The following is a 23,835-nucleotide window of genomic DNA, read 5'->3' as shown; positions in this document are numbered from 1 at the left end:
GTCGTTCAGAGGTTATTGGGTGGACTTTTTTCAATTTATTGCAATGACAACGCCAATTCTTTCGGTGTTGATCTTTTTGGTTTTGATGCGAATGCCTGCTTCCAAAGCTATGCCTGTTTCTGCCGTGCTGACTGCATTGGCTGCGGCATTTGTCTGGAAAATGGATGTGCTGGTGTTAAAGGCCTCTATTCTTCAAGGTCTTCTGGACAGTCTGACTCCTCTTACCATCATCTTTGGTGCAATCTTCCTTTTGAAGACCCTTTCAGCGTCCGGAGCAATGGACACTATTCGAGCAGGCTTCACAAACATCAGTGCTGATGCCCGTGTTCAGGCGATTATCATTTGCTGGTTATTTGGTTCCTTCATCGAAGGTTCGGCTGGTTTCGGTACTCCGGCTGCCATTGGTGCTCCTCTGCTGGTGATGTTGGGGGTTCCACCTCTGGCGGCGGCCTCTGTTGCCCTGATTGCAGATTCTACAGCAGTGTCCTTTGGAGCCATCGGCTTGCCTGTTCTGTTTGGTATGGATAAAGGTCTGAGCACTGGCAGTGCATCCATGGCAGCAGGCGAAATTGCCAAGCTGGGCGATCATGCGACCTTTGCTGATTTTGCGCAGGTGATTGCGACCAAGATGATTACCATCGACCTGATTACCGGATCCCTGATCCCTTTGGTGATGGTATGCGTACTGACGGGGTTCTTTGGCCGTAACAAGTCTTTCAAGGAAGGTCTGGCCATCTGGAAGTTTGCAATCTTCTCCGGTCTGGCATTCACTGGCCCAGCATGGTTGATCAACCACTTTGCCGGCCCTGAGTTCCCATCTGTTATCGGTGCACTGATCGGTATGGCTATCGTGATTCCTGCGGCCAAAAAGGGCTTCCTGCTGCCAGCTACACCCTGGCATGACTTTGCAGGCAAGGTCCAGACCACGGAAGAGACTCCCGAAAGCATTGCCAATGCAGCCAGATTCTCTCAATTTTCAGCGTGGACACCGTATCTGGTGATGGCTGCTCTGCTGATTCTGTCCCGTGTGGTTCACCCTTTCAAAAGCCTGCTGCTGAGCTTCTCCTTTAACTGGCAACATCTGATGGGTACAGGCCTGGCCTCTGGCTTCCAGACTTTTTATGCTCCGGGTGTTTTCTTCTGTGTAGTGAGCCTGCTGGCATTCCTGTTGTTCAGTATGCGCTCCAGGAGCTTTGTGGGTGCCTATGTGGATTCTGTGAAGGCCATGGTCCCTACTATGATCTCTCTGGGTGCTTCTGTGCCTATGGTGAAGATCTTCCTGAACTCCGGGGCGAACTCTGAAGGTCTGAGTTCCATGCCAGTGGCTTTGGCACATTTTCTTGTTGATAGCATGGGCCACATTTGGCACTGGGTCGCTCCTGTGGTTGGTATTTTTGGTGCATTCCTCTCTGGTTCTGCCACCTTCTCCAACATGATGTTCTCCGGCATGCAGTATTCTGTTGCCGACAGTATTGGTATGAACCACGCGCTGGTTCTGGCTCTGCAGGGTATTGGTGCCAACGCTGGTAACATGATGTGCGTTATGAACGTTGTTGCAGCGGCAAGTGTTGTGGGTATGTCTGGCCGTGAGTCCGAGATTATTCGTAAGACTATGCCTGTCGCTCTGGGTTACGCCATGCTGGCGGGCACTATCGCCTTCGTTTGGGGCGGTTAATTCATAAACTCTGCAGATATTCTGTTGTAGAGAGGATGTGTTGCAGTGCTTGTCACTGCGGCACATTTTTACGTTAAGTATACAAACCATTGCTTGTAAGGGCCTTGGCTCGGTACTATGCGTCTGCAGGAAAACTGCAATTGAGAATTGTTTCTATCGGGGTAGCCAGTGTCGGGCCAAGCAGTACAGCAGCAAGTTAAAGTTCAGCAAATCAGTAAGATTGCCGGTGATGTGTACCAGATTATTCTGGAAGCGACCGGTGAGGAGCCTTTACGATGGGCCGCAGGGCAGTATCTGGAATTGATGATGCCAGAAGGTTCTCCCTGTGCTTATTCCATCGCCTCTGCTGCAACAGATGGCCGTACTTTGGAGCTGCATATTCAGTGTGTGCCAGGTCACGAGCGTGCCCGCGAAGTCATTATTCACTTGGAAAGTGCTGAAACGGTTACAGTCAGGCTGCCAAATGGTGATTGCCATTTAGGGGAATGTCCTGATGCGCCTCTGGTGCTGATTGCTGCGGGCACCGGCTTTGCTCAGATGAAAGCCATGGTGGAGCACTCGTTCCTGACAGAGCATAAGCACCCTGTTCATCTGTACTGGGGGGCACGCCAGCCCAGCGGCTTTTACATGCCCAGTCTGCCTATCTACTGGGCTAGCGAAAAAGGTGTGAACTATCACCCTGTTGTAAGCGAGCCAGATGTTGCAGGCGACTGGAATGGTCGCCATGGGCTTCTATATAAAGCTGTACTGGACGACAAAGAACAACTGAAAGGCGCACACTTCTACATCAGTGGCTCACCGGATATGGTGTATGCAACAGTGGACGCTTTGGTAGAAGCCGGCTTCCCTGAAGAGAGTTTCCATTCCGACGTCTTTGCTTACTGCCCTCGCAAATAGTCCAGCGCTAATGATTGAGAAAGTGTCGTGCCCGGCGGCACTTTTTTATCTCGTCTGTTTACACTCTGCTAATCTCAAGCCTTCGTCTTTTTGCTGCTTTTAATAGCTGGTATACACGACATGAAGTGCTTTCCCTCCATCAGAGTCGACATAGTATCTTGCCTCTGCGCACTCGCTCTTTCCAGTGCGCTGTATGCTTCCCACGGAAATCAAGCACAAGTAGGAATGATACAGCGAACAGTGGAGTGTCGCGAAGTGGGGAGTTTCGGCATTTATCCGGGAGATGGAACGTATTATCCCGAATTCTCAAAAGTTATCCATACAGAGATGTTTGGCCATGCTGTAACCATCTCTTATGTGCCTGTCTTTTCCGGTGAACGTAAGCGGGAGTATTTTGACGATGGCCGTCATGAAGCTCTGGATGAAGAGGCTTTGAGGCTGAAAACATTGGATGTGCTATTTGACTTCGGTAATGGCAAAGCTTTTGTTTTACCTCTTCATGTTGAGAGTGAGCTGAGTATTAATGACACTGTAGGTGCGGCTGGAGAATTTTTCCCATTTACAGACTTCTTTGGGGCTTATGCTCTGAAGAAGCTCAAAGAAAAGAGGAAAAGTCAAAAAAGGGCCGTAGAAGGGCACTTTTATGAGGAAGACCTTTTCAGCGAGGTTGATGTTTACTCTCCATTCCACCCGTTTCTTCTTGCGGTTATGCGATACTTTATGAACCAGCCCAAACAGGGGCAAGGTATTTTTGATGCTGTAGATAAGATTACAGTGGAAGAGGAGGATTCCTCGAAAGCCAAGCAGTTTCCAGTTCGTGTGCATAATGGGAAAAACTATGTGAACCTTGCGGCTTTTCAGCCTCCAAAAGAGTTGTTGGGATTATCTTATTCTGAACAATTCTATCAACCTTCAACCTCATACTTCACCGGTAGCTTTGTGTTACATGACAGCGCGAGCGGTAGCCCTTCAACCAGAACTGAGAACAGATGGGTCTACGGTGGTTCGTACTTTTTTGAATACAATGGGAATAAGTTTATCCACCCCTCCGTTGTAGAAATTATCGCGGAGATTCATGGTGCTGAGGACGAGGAGGAAAAGCATCTGTACGGATTGGATCTTGGAGAAATTCATCTGAAACGAGCGGGAGAGGAGTTTATTAAGGCTAGAATGGCCCATATCCTTGCCGTGGATGCAATGCATAGGGAGCAGCATAAACGGATTGGTGCCGGAGCCAAAAGAAGAAGGCCGGTAGGCTCCTTAGTAGCTCCTAAAAAAGGTAAATCGGAAAGTATTCGTACCCCGGAGGCTGAAGAAATAGCTGTGACCGTTGAAGACGAGCTACTGGGGTGGTCTGACAGCATTCAGAGACGGGTGAGGCATGTACTGGATAATATATATAAGGAAGATGTCGTTCAGATCATACCTCGAAGCAAGATGTACACAGAATTTGGGGTCGACGAGCTCATGCACCCCGTCACCGTAAAAAGTGCCAAAAGATAGTAAGTGCCCGACTCCATCGCCGTACACTCAGATCACTCTGAAGCACGGCGACAGGGTTTTGAATTAGCTGACTTCAACGCTATCCACTTTTTGGAATCCTCGGGGCAGTTTGTTACCCCGGCGGCCACGCTCGCCACGATAGTGATCCAGATCGGCTGATTTCAGCGTCAGGTGACGCTTACCTGCATACACTGTCAAGCTCTGGTGCTCCCCAAGAACAGCCATGGCAACCATGAACTCCTCTCGACTGGATGCTCGAGCAGAAGGAATATTAATGAGCTTGTTACCCTTACCACGGGACAACATCGGCAGATCCTTCAGCGGGAACAGTAGCATGCGGCCTTCATTGCTGATAGCGGCAACGAGTTGGTTCTCCACATCCTCCACTTTCACTGGCTGCATAACGCGGGTGAACTTTGGTAGCGTAAGTGTGGTTTTGCCCGCTTTGGCGCGAGATGTCATATCCGAAAACCTGGTCACGAAGCCGTAGCCTGCGTCACTGGCCAGCAGGTAATGAGCGTTGTCCTCATCGATCACTGCCGCTTCAAAGGTGGAACCTGCTGGTGGATTAACACGGCCTGTCAATGGCTCTCCCTGACTCCGCGCCGAAGGTAGCGTGTGGGTGGCTATTGTGTATGTTCGACCGGTGGAATCGAGGAATATTGTTGGCTGATTGCTGCGACCTTTTACTGTCAGGCCGAGGCTGTCCCCTGATTTATAGCTGAGTTTGCCCGGATCAATATCATGGCCTTTTGCCACACGCACCCAGCCCTTAGCGGACATAACCACCGTAACCGGATCAGCACTCATCAGCTCGGTTTCAGAGAGAGCCTGAGCTTCTTTACGCACGGTGATGTGTGAGCGACGATCGTTTCCAAACTTCTCGGCATCGGCCTTGATCTCTTTCTTGATCAGAGTCTTCATACGGCGATCGGAACTGAGGGTTAGTTCCAGATACTCACGCTCTTTGTTCAGCTCACCCTGCTCTGCACGTAGCTTTTCTTCTTCCAGGCGGGCCAGGTGGCGGAGTTTCAGTTCTAGAATGGCCTCAGCCTGACGATCACTGAGTTTGAAACGGTTCATCAACTCGGCTTTGGGGTTGTCTTCATGACGGATAATCTCAATCACTTCATCAATATTCAGGAAGGCAGTAATTAAACCTTCCAGCAGATGCAGACGACCAAGCACCTTCTCAAGACGGTATTCCAGACGACGGGTGACGGTTGCCTGACGGTAAGCCAGCCACTCTTTCAACATGGCATCGAGGGCTTTTACCTGAGGGCGGCCATCGGTGCCTATCATGTTCATGTTCACCCGGTAGGTACGTTCCAGGTCTGTGGTGGCGAACAGGTGGTTCATTAACTGTTCAACATCCACTCGGTTGGAGCGTGGAGTAATCACCAGACGGGTTGGGTTTTCGTGATCCGATTCATCTCGGAGATCGGCGACCATGGGCAGCTTTTTCTTCTGCATCTGGTCGGCAATTTGTTCAAGAATCTTAGCGCCGGACACCTGATGAGGCAGGGCCGTGATAATAATATCGCCCTGCTCCTTGATATAGACTGCACGCATGCGCAGACTGCCACGACCGGTGCTGTACATTTTCTGAATGTCAGCGGCCGGAGTAATGATTTCAGCATCAGTGGGGAAGTCCGGCCCTTTGATGTGCTGACAGATATCATCCAGCGAAGCCTTTGAATTATCCAACAGGTGTACGCAGGCGGCAGCGACTTCTTTGAGGTTATGAGGCGGAATATCTGTAGCCATGCCCACAGCAATACCGGTTGTGCCGTTCAGCAACAGGTTAGGCAAGCGGGCGGGCAGGGTGACAGGTTCGTCCAGTGTGCCATCGAAGTTTGGCGTCCACTCCACCGTGCCCTGACCCAATTCGCCCAGTAATACGTCGGCATACTTGCCTAAGCGTGCTTCGGTGTAACGCATGGCCGCGAAGGATTTGGGATCGTCTGGTGAGCCCCAGTTACCCTGCCCGTCAACCAGCGGGTAGCGATAGGAAAATGGCTGAGCCATCAGTACCATGGCTTCGTAGCAGGCGTTGTCACCGTGAGGGTGATATTTACCCAGCACGTCACCTACGGTGCGGGCGGATTTTTTATGCTTGGAGCTGTTCTTCAGGCCAAGCTCGCTCATGGCGTAGATGATGCGTCGTTGAACCGGCTTGAGGCCATCGCCAATATGGGGAAGAGCTCGATCCAGAATTACGTACATTGAGTAATTCAGGTAGGCCATTTCGGTATAGGCCTTCAGCGACTGGCGCTCCACGCCATCGTCGCCGATTACGATCTGGTCCGTCATCAGGGTATCCGTAAAGGGAAAACTGCACAGTATAATGGCAACGATTTTGCCAGCTTGTAAGGAATCTGTATATGAGCCAACCAATGCGTCAACCTTTCCACCTTGTCGGTACACCCGGCCAACCATGGAACGACAGTGATAAGGCCCGGTGGCTTGAGCAAACGACTATCAAACGCAGCTATGCCGATGAAGTGCTCGAGAAAATCAAAGCTCTGTCCGGGCGTTTTGAAGCAATTCAGTATGGTGCCTTGAGTTATGACAAAAACCGCTACCCGTTATTTGCCCTGAAAAGCCAGAATTGGAGCAGTGAACACCCGAAAGTGCTGATTACCGGGGGTGTTCATGGTTATGAGACCAGCGGAGTACAGGGCGCGATGGCGTTTCTGGATCAAAAGGCTGAGGGTTATAAGAACCAGTTTGATTTTCTGGTACTGCCCTGTGTCAGCCCCTGGGGTTACGAAACCATCAACCGCTGGAATCCCCGATGTGTGGACCCTAACCGTTCCTTTATGGACAACAGCCCTTCAGAGGAAGCGGCGGCAGCTATGGCATTTGTGGCTTCTCAGGGTGTGGAATGGTTGGTGCATTTTGACCTGCACGAAACCACCGATTCTGATAAGTATGAGTTCCGCCCCGCTCTGATGGCCCGTGACGGTAAACCCTTCGATACAGCCAGTGAGCATATTCCCGATGGCTTTTATACCGTAGATGATACAGCCCGTAGCCAGCCTGAATTCCAAAAGGCCATTATTGATGCCGTAAGAGCAGTGACTCATATCGCGCCAGCAGACGACAAGGGTGAAATTATCGGTAGCAAGGTGATGCAGGAAGGTGTGATTCACTACCCCAAGAAAGATTTGTTTCTCTGTGGAGGTATGACTGACGCTCCCTATGTAACCACCACAGAGGTTTACCCCGACAGCCCTCGCGCAACCCCTGAAGAGTGCAATGCCGCTCAGGTGGCCGCGGTATCTGGTGGGTTGGACTTTCTGCTTAACCGATAAAATTGATCTTCCCTGAGTAGGAGCCTGACAGCCTTGTCAGGCCTGCTAACGGTTTTAATGCAGTAAACCACAATTCATTTCCATCTAACTGGGACGTACCTCAACTTATTAAAGGACATGATTGTGGATTCTCAACGAAAACTCTCTGCGGATTTAACGGCACACACCTTCCCTGCTGCTCCTCTCAGTGCATCTCAAGAGATAACAGGTAAAACGTCTACAGGTGTAGGTGTCAGCCATGGTGAACCTCTGGTAACACTACAGCCTCTGCCTGCTTCAGAAACTGGTGAAAGAAGCCATCTTGCATCAAGAGAAGTGGCCCACTCCTCTTCCTACCTTGTAAAGAGGGCTTCAGAATCCTCTGACTCTGAGGACGACGCGCCAGTAGCAAAGCGGACCTCTTTAGCCTTAGGGAGAAGGTTCAAAGTAGAAACGTTGTTGAAGAAAGGCGAGCCTCTTTATCGAGAGTTTTGCGCTGAGGAAAAGAAGATAAAGGAAGAACTGGAGCGAGCAAACAGTGGCTGGTTTTCCTCGGCCAGGATGTGGGGCAGCGCAGTAAAAAACACAGCTTCAGGTTTGTATACTGCGGCAAAAACAGCAAGTGCTGCTGTTTATAGTGCGGCATCTCATCAAATCGGCGGGACAGAATTCAGCAGATACGAATTACAATACCTGTTGGAAACCGCAGGACCACTGGCGCAAAAGGTCGGGCAGCTGCTGTTTATGAGTGGCGAACTCTCGGGTGAGATGATGGAGGGTGTAAAACATCTTCTTGAGGATAATAAAGAAGTTGCATTTAGTAAGATGGAACTTACTCTCAAGAAGCAATTAGGGGATAACTATCAGGACAAATTCTCGGCATTTAACCAAAAGCCGATTGGCTGTGGGTCCATTGCTCAGGTTTATGAAGCCACGCTTAGCACAGGCCAGAAAGTTGCGGTTAAAGTGATTAAGCCTGGTATTGAAACAGAGCTGCAAGCCTGTATATCCGCACTGGATCTGTTGCTGAAAACGCCTCTTGGAACCCGTACCCCTGGGCTGAATATTTTCCGGAACATGCTGATTGATTACATAAAAAGTATTCCCAGGGAGTGTGACCTGCGTACGGAAAGGCGCAACATGGGATACGCTCAAAAGGCTCTTGATACATTAGATTTCGGGAGAGATATAACCATCCCTGGCGTTTACGACAAAATGAGTGGTAAAGGCGTTCTGGTGATGGAGTTTATAGAAGGGGAAACTGTACTTAAAGCCATGGAGTCTAACCCCCATGACGCTTTGGTTGCGTGGGTGCGTGCAACGGAAGCCTGGGCTTTGACAATTGTGGCCTGTGGATATTTCCATGGCGATATGCACTTTTCAAACGTGATGGTTTCTCCTTCCGGGCTTCCGGTTCTTATCGACTGGGGTGGTGCGCATCTGGTGCCTGAAAACCTCTACCCTATACGTTCGATCACTTCTCAACTTGTGGAACAGATGCAGGCTTCTACTAGCGGTGAGTCTTTTAAAGAGGCGCTGGAGAGGGTTTTGCAGGTCCTGTCAAAGTGTATGTCTGGAAAAGATGAGAAGGAACCAGATCCTGTCGATGTTGACAGAATTATCAGTGCAACGGTTGACAGCCTTCTAACTGAATATCAGAAGGAAATGGACAAAGAGCCCCTTGATGGCAGCGCAGAGAGGGAGCTTCAGGATAGAATCGGACAAAAGGCTGTGATAATCCTACAGCAAGAGGCTCTGAAGAATGATGTGAAGATTATGCCCTCGGGCGTAGCGTTTATGCGTAATGTGATGACCCTGTGCGGAGGGCTTGAGCAAATGAAGAACGTGGCAGGATATTGGCCTTATAAAATGGCTGTTGAGCAGTTTGTGTCTGATGAAACAAAAGCCATGCTTGGTAAAAGCCGATTCCAGTAAACCTTATCCAGTACGCCGTTTTCAACAGGCTGGCGTGCTGGATGACTTCTCGAAAGAGTCCTTGAAAGAACCCCGCAACCCCTCCACACTGTTCTCCAATAAGAATAAAAAGCAGTCATCCACGAACCAGCCCGGTTCCGGGGATACAGGTTTTCTCTATGGCAGAGCGACATCTCAGGCAATACCCATCACGTCCTAAAACCGTTTATCTATACGGCACCTGTCTTATTGATCTTTTGCAGCCAGAGGCTGGCCTTGATGCCTTGAAGCTTCTTGAGCGCGAAGGCATTGAAGTGTGCTTTGCCGAGCAACAAACCTGCTGTGGCCAGCCCGCCTATACCTCTGGCTACGACGATGAAGCGCGCGAGGTGGCTCGTCTGCAAATGCAGGCCATGGCGGAAGAGTGGCCGGTTGTGATTTTGTCCGGTTCCTGCGGCGGCATGATGCATCATCACTATCCGAAACTCTTTGCAGGCTTGCCGGAAGAAGAGCAGGCACGACGGTTTGCCGAGCGCATTTTTGAGTTCTCCGAGTTTCTTGTGCATGTACTGGATTACCAGCGGGAGGATAAAGGCGAGCCGGAAACTGTGGCCGTTCATACCTCTTGCAGCGCCCGGCGGGAGATGAACGTACATACCACTGGGTGGGCGTTAATTGATGGCTTAAGCCATGTGACCCGTGTTGTTCATAGCCACGAATTTGAATGTTGTGGTTTCGGCGGCTCCTTCTGCGTGCGTTACCCTGATATCTCGGGTGCAATGGTAAACGACAAAGTCAAAGCAATTACCGAGACTGGAGCTAACCGGCTTATCAGTGCCGACTATGGTTGCCTGATGAATATCAACGGTGCGCTGGAATATCAGGGCGAGGCGCTGAAGGGAGAGCATCTGGCGTCCTATCTCTGGGGGCGAACCGGAGGTGATAGCTGTGAATGATTTCCGGGAACGAGTGGATCGTGATCTGAATAACCCACTGTTACGCTCTAACTTCCGGGAAGCCATGAACTTCCTGATGGATAAACGCAGCAGTCGTTTTCCAGATGATGAACAGTTACAAAGCCTGCGGGATTTAGGCGCCAGTATTCGCAAACGGGCACTCTCAAAACTGCCGGACTTGCTGGAGCAGCTGGAAGCCAGGCTACGGGATAACGGCATTCGCGTGCATTGGGCAGAAAGCCCCGAACAGGCCAATCAGATTGTGCTGGATATAGCCCGCCATCATGGTGCGAAAACCGTGATCAAAGGGAAGTCTATGGTCAGCGAAGAAACAGAGCTGAATGAGTTTCTTGAGCAGGAAGGTGTAACGCCCATTGAGTCCGATATGGGGGAGTACATTCTTCAGCTTGCCGAGGATAAACCGTCTCATATCGTGATGCCTGCCATCCACAAAACCAGGCAGGAAATCGCCCACCTGTTTGAAGATAATCTGGCCGGATGTGAATACACAGAAGATGTAGATGCCTTGATTCTGGCCGCGCGCAAAGAGCTGCGCAAAGCGTTCCACAGCGCAGATATTGGCCTGACCGGTGTGAACTTTATGGTGGCAGAAACCGGTACGCTGGTGCTGGTGGAAAATGAAGGCAACGGTCGTATGTCTACGACGGTGCCTAACGTTCATATCGCTATGACAGGCCTTGAAAAGGTAATTGAGTCTCTGGATGACCTGCCACCGCTACTGACGCTCCTTACCAACTCTGCCACAGGCCAGCCAATCACAACCTACGTGAATATGATTTCTTCCCCCCGCCAGCAAGGCGAAGACGGGCCGGAAGAGGTTCATCTGATACTGCTGGATAACGGCCGCACCATTCCCTATGCCGATAAGGAAATGCGCCAGACGCTGCAGTGCATCCGCTGTGCTGCCTGTATGAACCACTGCCCGGTGTATACCCGCCTGGGGGGCCATGCCTACGGCACAACATATCCTGGCCCTATCGGTTCAATCCTGTCACCTCATCTGTTAGGGCTTGAGGAAACCAAAGACTTACCCAGTGCATCTACCTTGTGTGGAGCCTGTTCTGAGGTGTGTCCGGTGCGTATTCCGATTCCTGACCTGTTGCGCCGCCTTCGCCATGAAGGCGTACGCAAGCTGAAGAGTGGTGAGGAAGCTGTTATTCGTGGCCATGGTGCCAAATACACTCATACAGAAAAGGCGGCCTGGTTAAGCTGGAGCAAACTGTATAGCTCTCCTGCGCTTTATCGCACTTTTGCACTGTCGGCGACACTTTTCCGTGGTCTGACACCATCCAGGATGAAAGGCTGGACAGATCACCGCACCTTGCCGAGGCCTGCTAAAAAAAGCCTCCACAGCCTGGTTAAGAGTTATAGAAAACAGAATGGTGCCAGTTTATGACAACAGGTATTGAGGCGCGAAGCCGTATTCTGAATCATTTGCGGGATGGATTAGGTGACACTCAGCCACTTTCGCAGGAAGACGACATAGGCTGTGTAGCGGATGTCCAGAGAAACTATGAAGAGCGCATTCAACAGTTCAGCCATATGATGGCGGCGGCCAAAGCAGACGTTCACCGAACGACAGACCGGTTGTGGCCTGAGCTTCTGGAGCAACTTCTGCGGGAGAAGAAAATTTCCAATCTGCTTGTCTCCTTGCAGAAAGAACCTGGTAAGCGTCTGGCCGAATATGAGCCGGATTTTGTTCTCCGTGATACTGGTGACAACCCGCTAGCCATAAAAGATGAGTTATTCTTTGGCACTCCAGCAGCCCTCACAACTTGTCGCGGCGCGATTGCTGAAACCGGGAGTCTGGTGATATGGCCAGATGCTCAGGAACCTCGCGCTATGTCCCTTATACCACCCGTGCACTTCGTTTTGCTGAAAGCCCGGGATATTCACAGTACATTTGCCGATGTTATCCGGCTGGAAGGCTGGGCAACGGGTATGCCCACCAATGCACTTCTGATTTCCGGCCCTTCAAAGACAGCGGATATTGCGCGCATTTTGGCCTATGGTGCACATGGCCCCAGAGAGCTGGTGGTTATTCTGGTTGATGATGAGGCGAACTAATGAATACAGCAGTGACTGGTTTCTATAGTGCGATTGCCAAAACTATTCCAGAACAACGACTGTTGACGGATGCATCTCGCCTTCTGGCTTTTGGAACCGATGCCTCCTGCTATCGGATGATTCCCCAACTGGTTGTGTTAGCGGAGAATGAACAGGAGATTCGGCTGGTTTTGCATGAGGCTGATAAACGACAGGTTCCGGTTACCTTTCGGGCAGCAGGAACCAGTTTGTCTGGGCAGGCAATTACCGATTCTGTGCTTGTAGTCGTCACTGGAGGCTGGACTGGCCACGAAGTAGTTGATGGTGGCAATAAAATCACGCTTCAGGTTGGGGTGGTTGGCGCTGAAGCCAATGCCATTCTTGCACCTTTAGGGCGGAAAATCGGACCTGACCCGGCGTCTATCGACACCTGTTGTATAGGTGGTATCACTGCAAACAACTCCAGTGGCATGTGTTGCGGTGTTGCCCAGAACACTTACCATACTCTTGACAGTCTTCGGCTGATTTTAGGCGATGGAACCTTGCTGGATACCGGCGACGAGGAAAGCGTGGCTGCGTTTCGGGAAAGCCATAAGTCTCTATTAGATGATTTGTCGGCACTGTCTGATGAGGTTCATCAAAACACAGAGCTGACTCAGAAAATTCGCCACAAATACCGTCTGAAAAACACCACAGGCCTGAGTATCAATGCGCTGGTGGATTTTGAAGATCCCGTGGATATCCTTGCTCACTTGATGGTGGGGTCCGAAGGCACGTTGGGCTTTATCTCCTCGGTGACATACAACACTGTTCCTGACCACCCTGGTAAAGCCTCATCCCTTGTTGTCTTTCCTGATGTAGCCACCTGCTGTCGTGCAGTAACCCATTTGCATAATGCACCGGTATCTGCGGTTGAGTTGATGGATCGCAGATCTATGGCTTCTGTTGTTGGAAAGCCCGGTTTGCCTGCTTTTATAAATGATCGTCTGGATGCCGCTGCCTGCGCACTCTTGATTGAAACCCAGGCTGAAAACCAAAGCGCGCTGCAGAAAAACATTGCGACGGCAGAAAAGATTATCAGTGATTTTGATGTATTGGCCCATGTGGCGTTTACGGAAGTCGAAGCTGAATACGCTGCGTTATGGGCTATCCGCAAAGGCTTGTTTCCTGCCGTAGGTGCTGTTCGTCAGACCGGTACTACGGTCATTATTGAAGATGTTGCCTTTCCGGTAGAGCGACTTACAGAAGGCGTGCTGCGACTTCAGCAGTTGTTTGATAAACACCAGTACAGCGAAGCTATTATTTTTGGCCATGCACTGGAGGGCAATCTCCACTTTGTATTTACTCAGGGCTTTGACAGTGCTGAAGAGATTGAGTGTTACCGCCAGTTTATGGATGACGTGTCACGGCTGGTGGCAGTGGAATTTGGTGGCTCCCTGAAAGCAGAACACGGCACTGGTCGTAATATGGCGCCGTATGTGGAGCTGGAGTGGGGAAGCGATGCTTATCAGCTGATGAAAAAGGTAAAAAAACTTTTCGATGCCAAAAACCTGCTCAATCCCGGTGTGATTCTGAATGACGACAAGAACGCTCACATTACTCATCTCAAACAATTACCGGCTGCAGATAAGCTGGTGGATAAGTGTATAGAGTGCGGTTTCTGTGAGCCGGTGTGCCCATCCCGAGCGCTGACTCTTACACCCCGTAAACGCATTGTGTTGTGGCGGGAAATCAGTCGTTTGCAGCGGGAAGCGAAATCAGACGACGATCAACAGAGGCTTCGCGAGCTGGAGAGTGAATACGCCTGGCAGGGTATGGACACTTGCGTGGCTTGTGGGTTGTGTTCCATCCGTTGTCCGGTTGGTATTAACACAGGTGAGCTGACCCTGAAGCTGCGAGCAAAAAAAAATGCAGGCTTTCACTCGGCAGCTGCATGGGTGGGGGATCATTTTACAGGTGTCACCTTCGGTATTCGCAGAACCCTTGGTGTTGCAGATACTGCCCATGCCCTATTGGGGACAGGAGCGATGGCAGGTATTTCTGAAGGTTTGCACAAGCTGTCTGGTGAACGTATTCCCCTGTGGAATGATGCCATGCCCAAGGCGGCAAGTCAGCTCGTGCTGAAGGAACCAACTCTTCCTGAAGTTGAGGGGCGAAAGACTGTTATTTATTTTCCCAGCTGTGCCAGCCGGAATATGGCACCTCCACGTATGGATTTTGAACAGGAACCTCAAACCGTCGTCGTTAAACGTTTGCTGGAAAAGGCAGGTTACCGGGTGATTATTCCAAAAGGGATTTCTGCACTGTGCTGTGGCCAGCCTTTTGTCTCCAAAGGGCAGCCAGACGCTGGGAAATACAAAGCGGATGAGCTCCATCAGGTTTTGTGGGAGGCCAGCTATCATGGTGAATGGCCGGTGATTTCCGATACCAGCAGTTGCACAGGCCAGCAACGCAAAGAAGATGGTGCTCGCGGTTTGCAGATTTATGATCTGGTGGAATTTGCCTACGAGTATCTGCTGGATGAATTGAACATTCAGCAAACCGATGAACCGGTCATGGTGCATGCTCCCTGCAGCCTGCAGAAGATTGATGGTGCCGAGAAGCTCAAAGCTATTGTCAGCCGTTGTACATCCCATATGGTGGAGCCCGAGGGCATTACTTGCTGTGGTTTTGCGGGAGATGAAGGCTTCACTACGCCAGAGCTGAACGCCAGTGCCCTGGCGCCCTTAAAGGCTCAGGTGCCACAGGCGTGTCGAGAGGGTGTGTCGGCAAATCGTACCTGTGAGATTGGGTTGAGCCACCATAGTGGCGTGCCTTATCACTCGGTGGCGTATCTGCTGGACAGGTGTACGTCGTAAGGTCAGTTCCAGATAATAGTTTCCTGAACAACCGCCCGGCTTTCCAGACGACCTGCAAACATAATGGAGATATCTGCATGCCCAATAATGTAGTGCAGGTTTTGCGGAGATTGGCCGGGATAAAGAGGCACGCTGATATGGCCGCTCATCATGATCGCCAAATCGGTGATAAACCACTTAGCGCAGTTTTTAGCCTGAATGCCTATACGGCTACCGGCAGGTAAATTATTGTTTTTCTCAGTACATCATATTCGAGAGCCAATGGCTAATCAGGCGCTGCGGGTTGCCTGCAGCTGCCAGCGATGAAACAATTCAGCCAGCTCGGGGGAAATAATAATGAAAGACGAAAGACCCACCAGAACGATTGCCAGTATTTTTGTTCGCTCAAGTCTTTCCGGGTATGCCGCAAGAGGGGGGGACTGTACGGCCCTGCTTGAGCGGGCCGGTATAGATCCTGCGATTCTTCAAAACTCTGAACTGCGTGCAGAGCCAGAAACCTTCAGCCAACTGATTCAGCTGGTATGTATGGAGCTGGAAGACGAGTTTTTTGGCCTGTCTGGAAAGCCTGTGCCGCTGGGGGCTTTCAATATGATGGCTCGGGCCTGCATCACCAGCGCCACGCTGACAGATGCGCTGCGCTGCTGCTTCAAGTTTTTTTCCATGGTGTCCACAAGTGTACGCTTCAGCTTCTCCTGTCAGGGGGAAGAGGTACGGGTTGCGATTGACCATGTTGAACCCGGAGAGCAGGACGACCACTTCCTGATTGAATCACTGATGATTTGTCTGGTGCGTTGGGGTAGCTGGACGATTGGGCGTCACCTGTTGTTAAACAGAGTGGATTTTTGCTGTTCAGAGCCCAGGGAGGTGGATGAGTACAGTCTGCTGTTTCCCTGCTCCCGCAACTATAATCAGCCCCGTAATCTGATTGTGTTCGGTGCGCGCTACCTTGCCATGCCCGTTGTGCAGGATGCTCGCAGTTTGAGTGACTTTCTGGCGGAATTGCCCGGTAATCTGCTCACCCGTTATCGCCATGACGATAGCCTTTCCTCCCGAATTCGCCGCCGGTTGTCGAACACTCGCTATGAAGAGCTGCCTTCTTTTGAAGAGATTGCCAGTGGTTTGAATATGTCCACGCAAACCTTACGGCGTCGCTTGAAGGGGGAAGGCAACTCCTATCGGGAGATCAAAGACAGCATCCGCAGGGATATCGCTGTGTATCACTTGCTGCGGCAGGATATGTCGATCAATGATATTGCCGAAGTCACTGGTTTTGCGGAGCCCAGCACCTTTCACCGCGCCTTTAAAAAGTGGACGGGCCTGACACCCGGAGCCTGGCGAGAAGAACGGACTTCCCTTTTCGTCGAGTAGACAGGTACACTGAAATCTCGAAAGGAGGGGAGCACACCAATGATAAATAAGAAAAGCCCCAGCTCAGATACAGGAGTGTATCGCCATCAGGAGCTTCTGGATAAGTTTCGTTCCTCGCAGCAGACTCCCAAGGAGTTTATTACCCAGTGCCTGCAGGAGGGCATGGTATCGGGGGCTGATGCACTGGAGTTGATGTCAGTTCTGCAATCTAAAATCACAACCCGCTCTTTTGCCCTTGCCGATTTGAGCGATGACGACCACTTTCGTCAGGGGCTCTATGAAACCAACCGGGATGACAGCGAAAATAATCCCATCTTTGTCGTCCAATTTGATCAGAACCTGATCGAACACTCGGAAGCCATCCAGGAAATGCTGGAAACTTTTGCCCGCAGTATGGCGGAGTTTGTCAGCCAGCATGAGGATGCCGAAGAGATCAGGCAGATTGATGTGAGCTGTACACGAGAAGAAGCGATGGAAACCATTCTCGAAAGCTTGCCGGGGGACTCTGCCCGTCACTAACTCTTGCCATATTATGTTGCAACCAGACAGCCCCTTGTGTGGGCTGTTTTTTCCCGCTGTACCAAGTCGTCCACGTCCAAACTAGAAAAATAAAAAAATTTGAATGACTCTGCCATGTTTGATAGCCCACTAATTCTAAGATAAAGCAGTATGTAACAGGGAAGTGTGTTCCAGGAGCTCAAATCTCATGGAAAAGCGACTATCCACAAGGCTCAGGCCGAAGAGAGAGTGCCGAGCGCTTTGACTGAGGCGATTGGGCCTGTAAAGGCGTCGAGGCTTGCGTAATACCGTGACCACAGCTTTCCATGCCATGCTGAGCTTCTCCTGCCCTGGCTGGTAAGTTATGACATCCTGTCAGTGTTTTTGAGTGTGAAACTGAGGAAAAATCCCTCTGGATGAGGCTCTTGTTTTCTTACGCCACCCCCACTGTCCGCTTTGGTCATTGTGACTTTAACTGCCTCCGCTATGTTGTATGGCACAAATGCATGGAGGGGGACAAGTTCACAATGAACGAAGCGTATATTTACGATGCCATCCGCACACCGCGTGGCCGTGGTAAGAAAACCGGCGCATTGCACGAAGTCAAACCCGTGACATTGGTTGCCGACTTGCTGAACACTTTGCAGGAGCGCAACGGCTTTGATACTGCCGATGTGGATGACATCGTGCTGGGCTGTGTCACCGCCGTGGGGGATATGGGTGCTGATATTGCCAAAACCGCTGCACTGGCTGCTGGCTGGAAGGATGATGTGGGTGGTGTCACTCTCAATCGTTTTTGCGCTTCCGGTGCTGAAGCCGTGAACCTTGCAGCTATGAAGGTCCGCTCTGGCTGGGAGAACCTGGTGGTTGCTGGTGGTGTGGAGTCCATGTCCCGTGTACCAATGGGCAGTGATGGCGGCCCCTGGGCAATGGACCCGGAAACCAACCTTAACACCGGTTTTATGCCTCAGGGTATCGGTGCTGATCTGATTGCCACTCTGGCCGGTTTCAGCCGCACAGATGTAGATGCTTATGCCACAGAATCCCACCAAAAGGCGGCAGTCGCCTGGGAGAAGGGCGCGTTTGAAAAATCTATTATTCCTGTGAGGGATGCCAACGGCATCACCATTCTCGAGAAAGACGAGCTGGTACGTGCGGATTGTTCCGTTGAAGGGTTGTCCGGCCTGAATCCATCCTTCCAGATGATGGGGGAAATGGCTTTCGACAGCGTAGCCCGGGAAAAGTATCCACAGGTTGAAAAGATCGAGCACGTTCACCATGCCGGTAATTCGTCCGGTATCTACAATGGTGCAACGGTTCTGCTGCTGGGCAGTGAAGAAGCTGGTAAGAAAATGGGTATTAAACCCCGTGCTAAAGTTGTATCCACCGCAGTTGTGGGAACCGATCCCACCATCATGCTTGCCGGCCCCGCTCCCGCCACCATGAAGGCACTGGACATCGCAGGCCTCTCCATCGACGACATCGACCTGTTTGAAGTGAACGAAGCCTTTGCCTCTGTAGTGATGCGCTTCCAGAAAGAAACAGGTGCTCCCTGGGAAAAGATCAACGTAAACGGAGGCTCTATTGCCATGGGGCACCCCCTCGGCGCTACGGGGGCGATCCTTGTTGGTACGGTGCTGGATGAGCTGGAGGCCCGTCAGCAGCGTTATGGTCTGGTCACCCTCTGTGTAGGTGGTGGCATGGGTATCGCAACCATCATTGAGCGCGTATAAGGGAGGGAGCCACAATGTCTAATGCTATTCGTTACGAAAAAGACGCCAAGGGTATCGTCCACCTGATCATGGACAACCCCAACGGTTCCGCCAACGTGATGGACCGTGATTTTCAGAACAGCTTTGCTGAAGTCACTGCAAGGCTGATGGCTGAAGCCGACTCAGTAGCGGGCGTAATCTTCCGCTCTGCCAAGAAAACCTTTTTCGCCGGTGGTGACTTGAACAGTATTTACACCGTCACCCCCGCCCAGAGCGAAGAGTTCTTCCAGATGGTGGAAAGCCTGAAGGCCAATATGCGTCAGATTGAAACCATGGGGAAGCCGGTGGTTGCTGCTATCAATGGTGCCGCACTCGGTGGTGGCTGGGAAATCTGCCTGTCCGCTCACCACCGTGTGTGTCTGGATAACGATAAGATCAAGGTTGGCCTGCCAGAAGTCACCCTCGGCCTGCTTCCCGGCGGTGGTGGTGTGGTGCGCACCGTACGCCTGCTGGGTTTGGAAGCAGCATTCCCACTACTGATGGAAGGCAAGCAGCTGGCGCCCTCCAAGGCACTGAAAATGGGACTGATGTCTGAGCTGGCGACCGATGAAGATGACCTGCTGGCCAAGGCTGTTGCCTTTATTGAAGCTAACCCTAAATCCACTCAGCCTTTCGATGTAAAAGGCTACAAACTCCCTGGGGGTAAGCCCAGCAGCCCGGCCATGGCCCAGAAACTGGCTATTGCACCTGCCATGCTGCGGGATAAAACTAAAGGCTGTTTCCCCGCTCCTGAAGCCATTATGAGCGCGGCAGTGGAAGGTGCACAGGTGGATTTTGAAACAGCCACCCGTATTGAATCCCGCTACTTCACCAAATTGGTTACCGGGCAGGTGAGCAAGAACATGATTGGCACCTTCTGGTTCCAGTTGAATGAAATCAAGGCTGGAGCACGTCGCCCAAAGGATGTTGAACAAAGGCCTGTGAAGAAGGTAGGTATCCTCGGTGCAGGTATGATGGGCGCGGGGATTGCCTGGTCCTGTGCCAGCAAAGGCATTGATGTGGTGCTGAAAGATGTGTCTCAGGAAGCGGCGGAGAAAGGCAAGGCTTACTCCGAAGAGCTGCTCAAGAAGCGCCTTTCCCGAAGTCGCACAACGCCGGAAAAGAGCGAAGCGATTCTATCCCGTATTCTGCCTACAGCCTCTGCGGATGATCTGAAAGGTTGTGATCTGATTATCGAAGCGGTGTTTGAGAATCGTGATCTCAAAGCTAAAGTGACTCAGGAGGCTGAAACCCGGCTGGAAAGCTCTGCGGTGTTTGCTTCCAATACCTCAACACTGCCCATTACCGGTCTGGCAGAAGCCAGCGCACGCCCTGATAACTTTATAGGACTGCACTTCTTCTCCCCTGTGGACAAAATGCCGTTGGTAGAAATTATTTGCGGCGAGAGAACCTCCGATGAAACTCTGGCCTTTGCTTACGACTTTGTACTGCAAATTGCCAAAACCCCTATTGTTGTGAACGACAGCCGTGGTTTTTTCACCTCTCGCGTATTTGGCACCTTCCTCAATGAAGGTGTGGCCATGTTAGGTGAAGGCGTACCTGCAGCAGCTATCGAAAACGCCGCACTGCTGGCGGGTATGCCCATTGGTCCTCTGGGTGTGGCTGATGAGGTGAGTCTGGAGCTCACTGCTAAGATCCGTAACCAGACTATCAAAGATCTGGAAGCGGAAGGCATACCCTACACACCACATCCTGCGGAAGCAGTGATTGACCGTATGCTCTCTGCTGAGCGTGCGGGCCGTGCGGCAGGCGGTGGCTTCTATGATTACCCATCCAAGGGTAAGAAAAGCCTGTTTTCCGGTTTGAAAGAGATGTTCGGGGGCGAAGCCACTATGCCTCTGACAGATATTAAAGAGCGCCTGCTGTTTATTCAGGCTGTGGAAACAGCTCGTTGCTATGACGAGAAGGTGCTCACCTCTGTGCGGGACGCGAATATCGGTTCTATCTTCGGTATCGGTTTTGCGGCCTGGAGTGGCGGTGCACTGCAGTACATTAACCAATACGGCGTGCAGAAGTTTGTAACCCGTGCCAGCGAGCTGGCTGCCCAGTATGGCGAGCGGTTTGCACCTCCGGCACTGCTGGTAGATATGGCCGCGAAGGGAGAAACTTTCAAGGACTAACCCAGCTATAAACCTTGCAACCCGAGGCCTGCGATGAAAGTTGCAGGCCTGTGAGGTAAACGATGTCTGCCCCGGTTTTCAGTTTTGAATAACTGTTTTTTAAGTACCCAAACCATTGCTTCCTCATAATCTGGTGAATGGTTGTGGCCAACTTCTCTGACACAATGAGCAATTCCTCCCATGTTTATGGCGGCTTAAACTCCTGTTAGCAAATAAGAAGGAAGACAATCATGGTGCGCCCACTGGCTGGTTTAAAAGTTCTCGATTTTTCCACCCTGCTGCCTGGGCCTTATGCCACCCAGTTGCTGGCTGATATGGGAGCGGAAGTGTTGAGGGTTGAAGCGTTTGGCCGTGTTGATCTGGCGCGCAATATGCCTCCTTTTGTCACCAAAGGTATCTCCGCCATTCACGCGACTTTGAACCGTAACAAGCAAAGCCTCGGACTGAACCTGAAAAAGCCGGAAGCGGTGAACATCGTGCGCAAGCTGATGGAGGAGTATGATGTAGTAATTGAACAGTTTCGTCCCGGTGTGATGCAGCGTTTTGGATTGGGTTACGATGACTTGAAAGTTATCAACCCGAAAGTGATTTACTGCTCTATCACCGGCTATGGCCAGACCGGCCCTCTGAAAGATCGTGCTGGCCACGACATTAACTACCTTTCCCTTGCCGGGCTGGCCTCCTACAGTGGGCGGAAAGATACCGGCCCCGTTCTCTCCGGCACGCAGTTGGCAGATATTGCCGGTGGCTCCCACCATGCGGTGATGGGAATTATGGCTGCTGTCATTCAACGTCAGACGACAGGGGAAGGACAGTTTGTGGATATCAGTATGACAGACTGTGCTTTTGCTCTGAATGCTATGTCTGGTGCTGCCGGGCTTGCATCCGACTCGTCACCCAAAGCCGGGGAAGAGATGTTGAATGGCGGCATCTTTTACGACTATTACCAAACAAGTGATGATCGCTGGTTTTCTGTGGGCAGTTTGGAACCACAGTTTGCCATGGGTTTGTTTCAGGCATTGGGGCATCCTGAGTGGACGGCTCGCGCCATGAACATGTCGGGAGAGGCTCAGGCTGAATTGAAACGTGATATTCAAAGTGTCTTCTCTTCCCGCACTTTTGCAGAATGGACAGCACTTTTTGGAGAGCTTGATGTTTGTGTTGAGCCAGTTCTTGAATTAAAAGAAGCGGTAAACCATGAACAGGTGCAAAAGCGTGAGTTGATTGTTGATGTGACTGTGGATGAAAACGTAAGTGTTAAGCAGATTGCTAACCCTATAAAGTTTTCAGGCTCGGATGCGGAATATCGACAGGGAGGAGGAAAGGTGGGAGCAGATAATCAAAGCGTTCTCGAAAAGCTGGGTTATGGAAACAGCGATATCGAGTCGTTAATTGCAGAGGGCGTGTGCGGGTAAATTGAAGGCGTAAAAAGAGAAGGGACGCACCCTTCTCTTTTTTTGAATCTCACTTCTTGTTCTGATTGTCGATGTACATGATAGCAATCATGCCCAGACCCAGAAGTTGCCACAGGTATTGGCCGTCGGAAGCACCAGACAGAGTCTGACTGAACAGCATCGCGCCGTTAACGAACAGGGAAGCAACCGCGGCACGCATCAACCAAACGCGATCTTTGCCCTGCAGGAATTCACCACCGATGATGGACATGGCCGCCAGAATGAATGGCACACACTGCAACAGAACCACAACAGGGAACAGAGCTGGGAAGAATGGGCTCAGTACGGCATGACCCACTTGAGACTTGTCCCAGTTACCAATAATGTAACCAGCCCAGCCCTGCCAGGTATCACCCTGATAAGCGGTCTCAGGAGTTACAACACCCAGGGTGATTCCCATTACCTTGTCGATGAAACCGTTCTTAAACCAGAAAATGAACAGGAAGATCTGTAGAGGAATAATAGGGAAATGAATTTTCTTCAGCATATTGGACATGTTCGAGGCCCTTGCGAGAGTAGCGTAAATTGATGGGCCGAACTATGCCGCCAGCGAGAGTGCTGCTTTTTGACGCAAGACATTTGGCTTGCCGAACAAACAAAAACTAAAGAGAAAATGGGCAATCTGTGAGGTGCTGGAGGCAGCCCTAAGCCTTATAGGACAAGGGCTGCTGTACTCTTTGCAGCGGGTAAAACAGAGGCCTAAATCTTATGAAAATCCTGTGTTTGTAAAATGTTTGTTTTTTGCAGGCGCTCCATCAGATCATAGATTTCACCGGTTTTTTCTTTCTGTAATTCGGTAAATAACTGATGGTAATGTGACGAGCCACGAGGGTTTTGGGAAAGCCCATCAACGATGCTCAACAGGTAAAAACTAAGTGGACTGGGGGTACTCTTGGAAGCGTAGTACAGGTAAGGGTAGGATTGGTCCCCACGGTTGTTTAAAAGCAGAGCCAGACCCAGAGTGACATTGGCGATATCACATCGTGGATCCTTGTTAAAAGCATCCTTTGCCAGTTGCAGAGCATTTTCTTTTTCTTGTTCGCTGCCAGTTTGCAAATAATTCAATGAAGCGATGTAGGAAAGCAAACCATCAACAAGATAGCTGTCGCGCCCCTCTTGTTTCATTATTTTGAGTTTTTCTGTAACAGGCTGCATTTGTTCACCTCCTCGCCCTTGATAGAACAGAGAGATACCAGAGGAAATCACTTGCCAGTCGTCATAGCTTTGCACTGATGTGACACGGTGATCTTCAACATCATAATCTGGCAGGGTAGGGGATATGACAGTTTTTAGCTCCAGCACAATATCGCCAATAACCTCAAAAAAGTTATTTTTATCAAACTCTTTTTCAACTTTTGTATTAACAGCTGGGTCCAGGGTGCTTTGCAGATAAACTGTTAAACGGAAATGGTTCCCAACCTGTTTAATCCAGCTTTTAACTTCATAGCCGGATGTAT

17 protein-coding genes and 1 pseudogene are annotated in these 23,835 nt (G+C 50.8%); 14 read left to right on the top strand and 4 right to left on the bottom strand.

Annotation, left to right across the window (positions count from 1 at the left end; translation table 11 throughout):
* The 3 genes from E1189_RS09585 to E1189_RS09575 form a co-directional block, all read left to right on the top strand.
* A partial coding sequence (locus tag E1189_RS09585; RefSeq protein WP_230460299.1) for an L-lactate permease occupies window positions 1–1,675 on the top strand: 1,675 nt, incomplete at its 5' end.
* A 168-nt stretch (window positions 1,676–1,843) separates the two neighbouring features.
* Window positions 1,844–2,572, top strand: a complete 729-nt coding sequence (locus tag E1189_RS25760; RefSeq protein ID WP_155159852.1) for a CDP-6-deoxy-delta-3,4-glucoseen reductase — start codon at window positions 1,844–1,846, stop codon at window positions 2,570–2,572.
* Between the two features lie 225 nt (window positions 2,573–2,797).
* Window positions 2,798–4,075 (top strand): hypothetical protein, encoded by a 1,278-nt coding sequence (locus E1189_RS09575; RefSeq protein ID WP_230460298.1) that lies wholly within the window; start codon window positions 2,798–2,800, stop codon window positions 4,073–4,075.
* A gap of 63 nt (window positions 4,076–4,138) precedes the next feature.
* Here E1189_RS09575 and parC read toward each other — a convergent pair whose 3' ends face one another.
* The gene (gene parC / locus E1189_RS09570; RefSeq protein ID WP_155159850.1) at window positions 4,139–6,388 is read right to left on the bottom strand and encodes a DNA topoisomerase IV subunit A; all 2,250 of its coding nucleotides are present in this window, start codon (window positions 6,386–6,388) and stop codon (window positions 4,139–4,141) included.
* A gap of 71 nt (window positions 6,389–6,459) precedes the next feature.
* Between parC and E1189_RS09565 the strand changes: the two genes are divergently transcribed.
* The 6 genes from E1189_RS09565 (at window position 6,460) to E1189_RS09540 (ending at window position 15,166) form a co-directional block, all read left to right on the top strand.
* Entirely contained in the window at window positions 6,460–7,392 is a 933-nt protein-coding gene (locus E1189_RS09565) for a M14 family metallopeptidase (RefSeq protein ID WP_230460297.1), read from the top strand.
* 123 nt (window positions 7,393–7,515) lie between these two features.
* Complete coding sequence (locus tag E1189_RS25900) at window positions 7,516–9,306, top strand: AarF/ABC1/UbiB kinase family protein (protein WP_196221355.1); 1,791 nt, start codon at window positions 7,516–7,518, stop codon at window positions 9,304–9,306.
* A gap of 158 nt (window positions 9,307–9,464) precedes the next feature.
* Entirely contained in the window at window positions 9,465–10,241 is a 777-nt protein-coding gene (locus tag E1189_RS09555) for a (Fe-S)-binding protein (RefSeq protein WP_155159848.1), read from the top strand.
* The gene (locus E1189_RS09550) at window positions 10,234–11,658 is read left to right on the top strand and encodes a LutB/LldF family L-lactate oxidation iron-sulfur protein (RefSeq protein ID WP_329601965.1); all 1,425 of its coding nucleotides are present in this window, start codon (window positions 10,234–10,236) and stop codon (window positions 11,656–11,658) included. Before E1189_RS09555 ends, E1189_RS09550 begins: the two co-directional genes overlap by 8 nt.
* The gene (locus tag E1189_RS09545; protein WP_155159847.1) at window positions 11,655–12,329 is read left to right on the top strand and encodes a LutC/YkgG family protein; all 675 of its coding nucleotides are present in this window, start codon (window positions 11,655–11,657) and stop codon (window positions 12,327–12,329) included. Before E1189_RS09550 ends, E1189_RS09545 begins: the two co-directional genes overlap by 4 nt.
* A complete protein-coding gene (locus tag E1189_RS09540) occupies window positions 12,329–15,166 on the top strand; it encodes an FAD-binding and (Fe-S)-binding domain-containing protein (protein WP_155159846.1) in 2,838 nt (945 codons plus the stop codon). The genes E1189_RS09545 and E1189_RS09540 overlap by 1 nt, the downstream gene beginning before the upstream one ends.
* A 2-nt stretch (window positions 15,167–15,168) precedes the next feature.
* Here the strand turns inward: E1189_RS09540 and E1189_RS09535 are convergent.
* Window positions 15,169–15,378, bottom strand: a pseudogene (locus tag E1189_RS09535) (AMP-binding protein); the annotation flags it as partial.
* 124 nt (window positions 15,379–15,502) lie between these two features.
* Between E1189_RS09535 and E1189_RS09530 the strand changes: the two are divergent.
* From E1189_RS09530 to E1189_RS09510, 5 genes are all read left to right on the top strand, one after another.
* Window positions 15,503–16,534, top strand: coding sequence for an AraC family transcriptional regulator (locus tag E1189_RS09530; RefSeq protein ID WP_155159844.1), 1,032 nt, complete (start codon window positions 15,503–15,505; stop codon window positions 16,532–16,534).
* A 39-nt stretch (window positions 16,535–16,573) separates the two neighbouring features.
* Entirely contained in the window at window positions 16,574–17,053 is a 480-nt protein-coding gene (locus E1189_RS09525) for a hypothetical protein (RefSeq protein WP_155159843.1), read from the top strand.
* A 506-nt stretch (window positions 17,054–17,559) separates the two neighbouring features.
* Window positions 17,560–18,765, top strand: coding sequence for an acetyl-CoA C-acetyltransferase (locus E1189_RS09520; protein WP_155159842.1), 1,206 nt, complete (start codon window positions 17,560–17,562; stop codon window positions 18,763–18,765).
* Between the two features lie 14 nt (window positions 18,766–18,779).
* Window positions 18,780–20,924: a 3-hydroxyacyl-CoA dehydrogenase NAD-binding domain-containing protein gene (locus E1189_RS09515; RefSeq protein ID WP_155159841.1), complete on the top strand. Its 2,145-nt coding sequence runs from the start codon at window positions 18,780–18,782 to the stop codon at window positions 20,922–20,924.
* A 230-nt stretch (window positions 20,925–21,154) separates the two neighbouring features.
* Window positions 21,155–22,339 carry a CaiB/BaiF CoA transferase family protein gene (locus tag E1189_RS09510; RefSeq protein ID WP_155159840.1) on the top strand — a complete coding sequence of 395 codons (1,185 nt, stop codon included), beginning with the start codon at window positions 21,155–21,157 and terminating at the stop codon, window positions 22,337–22,339.
* A gap of 49 nt (window positions 22,340–22,388) precedes the next feature.
* On the opposite strand, the gene E1189_RS09505 is transcribed toward E1189_RS09510, so the two are convergent.
* Together E1189_RS09505 and E1189_RS23865 are read right to left on the bottom strand one after the other, a co-directional pair.
* Complete coding sequence (locus tag E1189_RS09505; protein WP_230460296.1) at window positions 22,389–22,874, bottom strand: hypothetical protein; 486 nt, start codon at window positions 22,872–22,874, stop codon at window positions 22,389–22,391.
* A gap of 203 nt (window positions 22,875–23,077) precedes the next feature.
* Window positions 23,078–23,835, bottom strand: a 758-nt coding sequence (locus E1189_RS23865; RefSeq protein ID WP_230460295.1) for a hypothetical protein, incomplete at its 5' end; no start/stop codon positions are given.

It is taken from the genome of Parendozoicomonas verongulae (assembly GCF_009711465.1).
Lineage (GTDB): Bacteria > Pseudomonadota > Gammaproteobacteria > Pseudomonadales > Endozoicomonadaceae > Sansalvadorimonas > Sansalvadorimonas verongulae.
The sequence above is the reverse complement of the archived record's forward strand: the minus strand, read 5'-3'. Positions and strand labels throughout refer to the sequence as shown.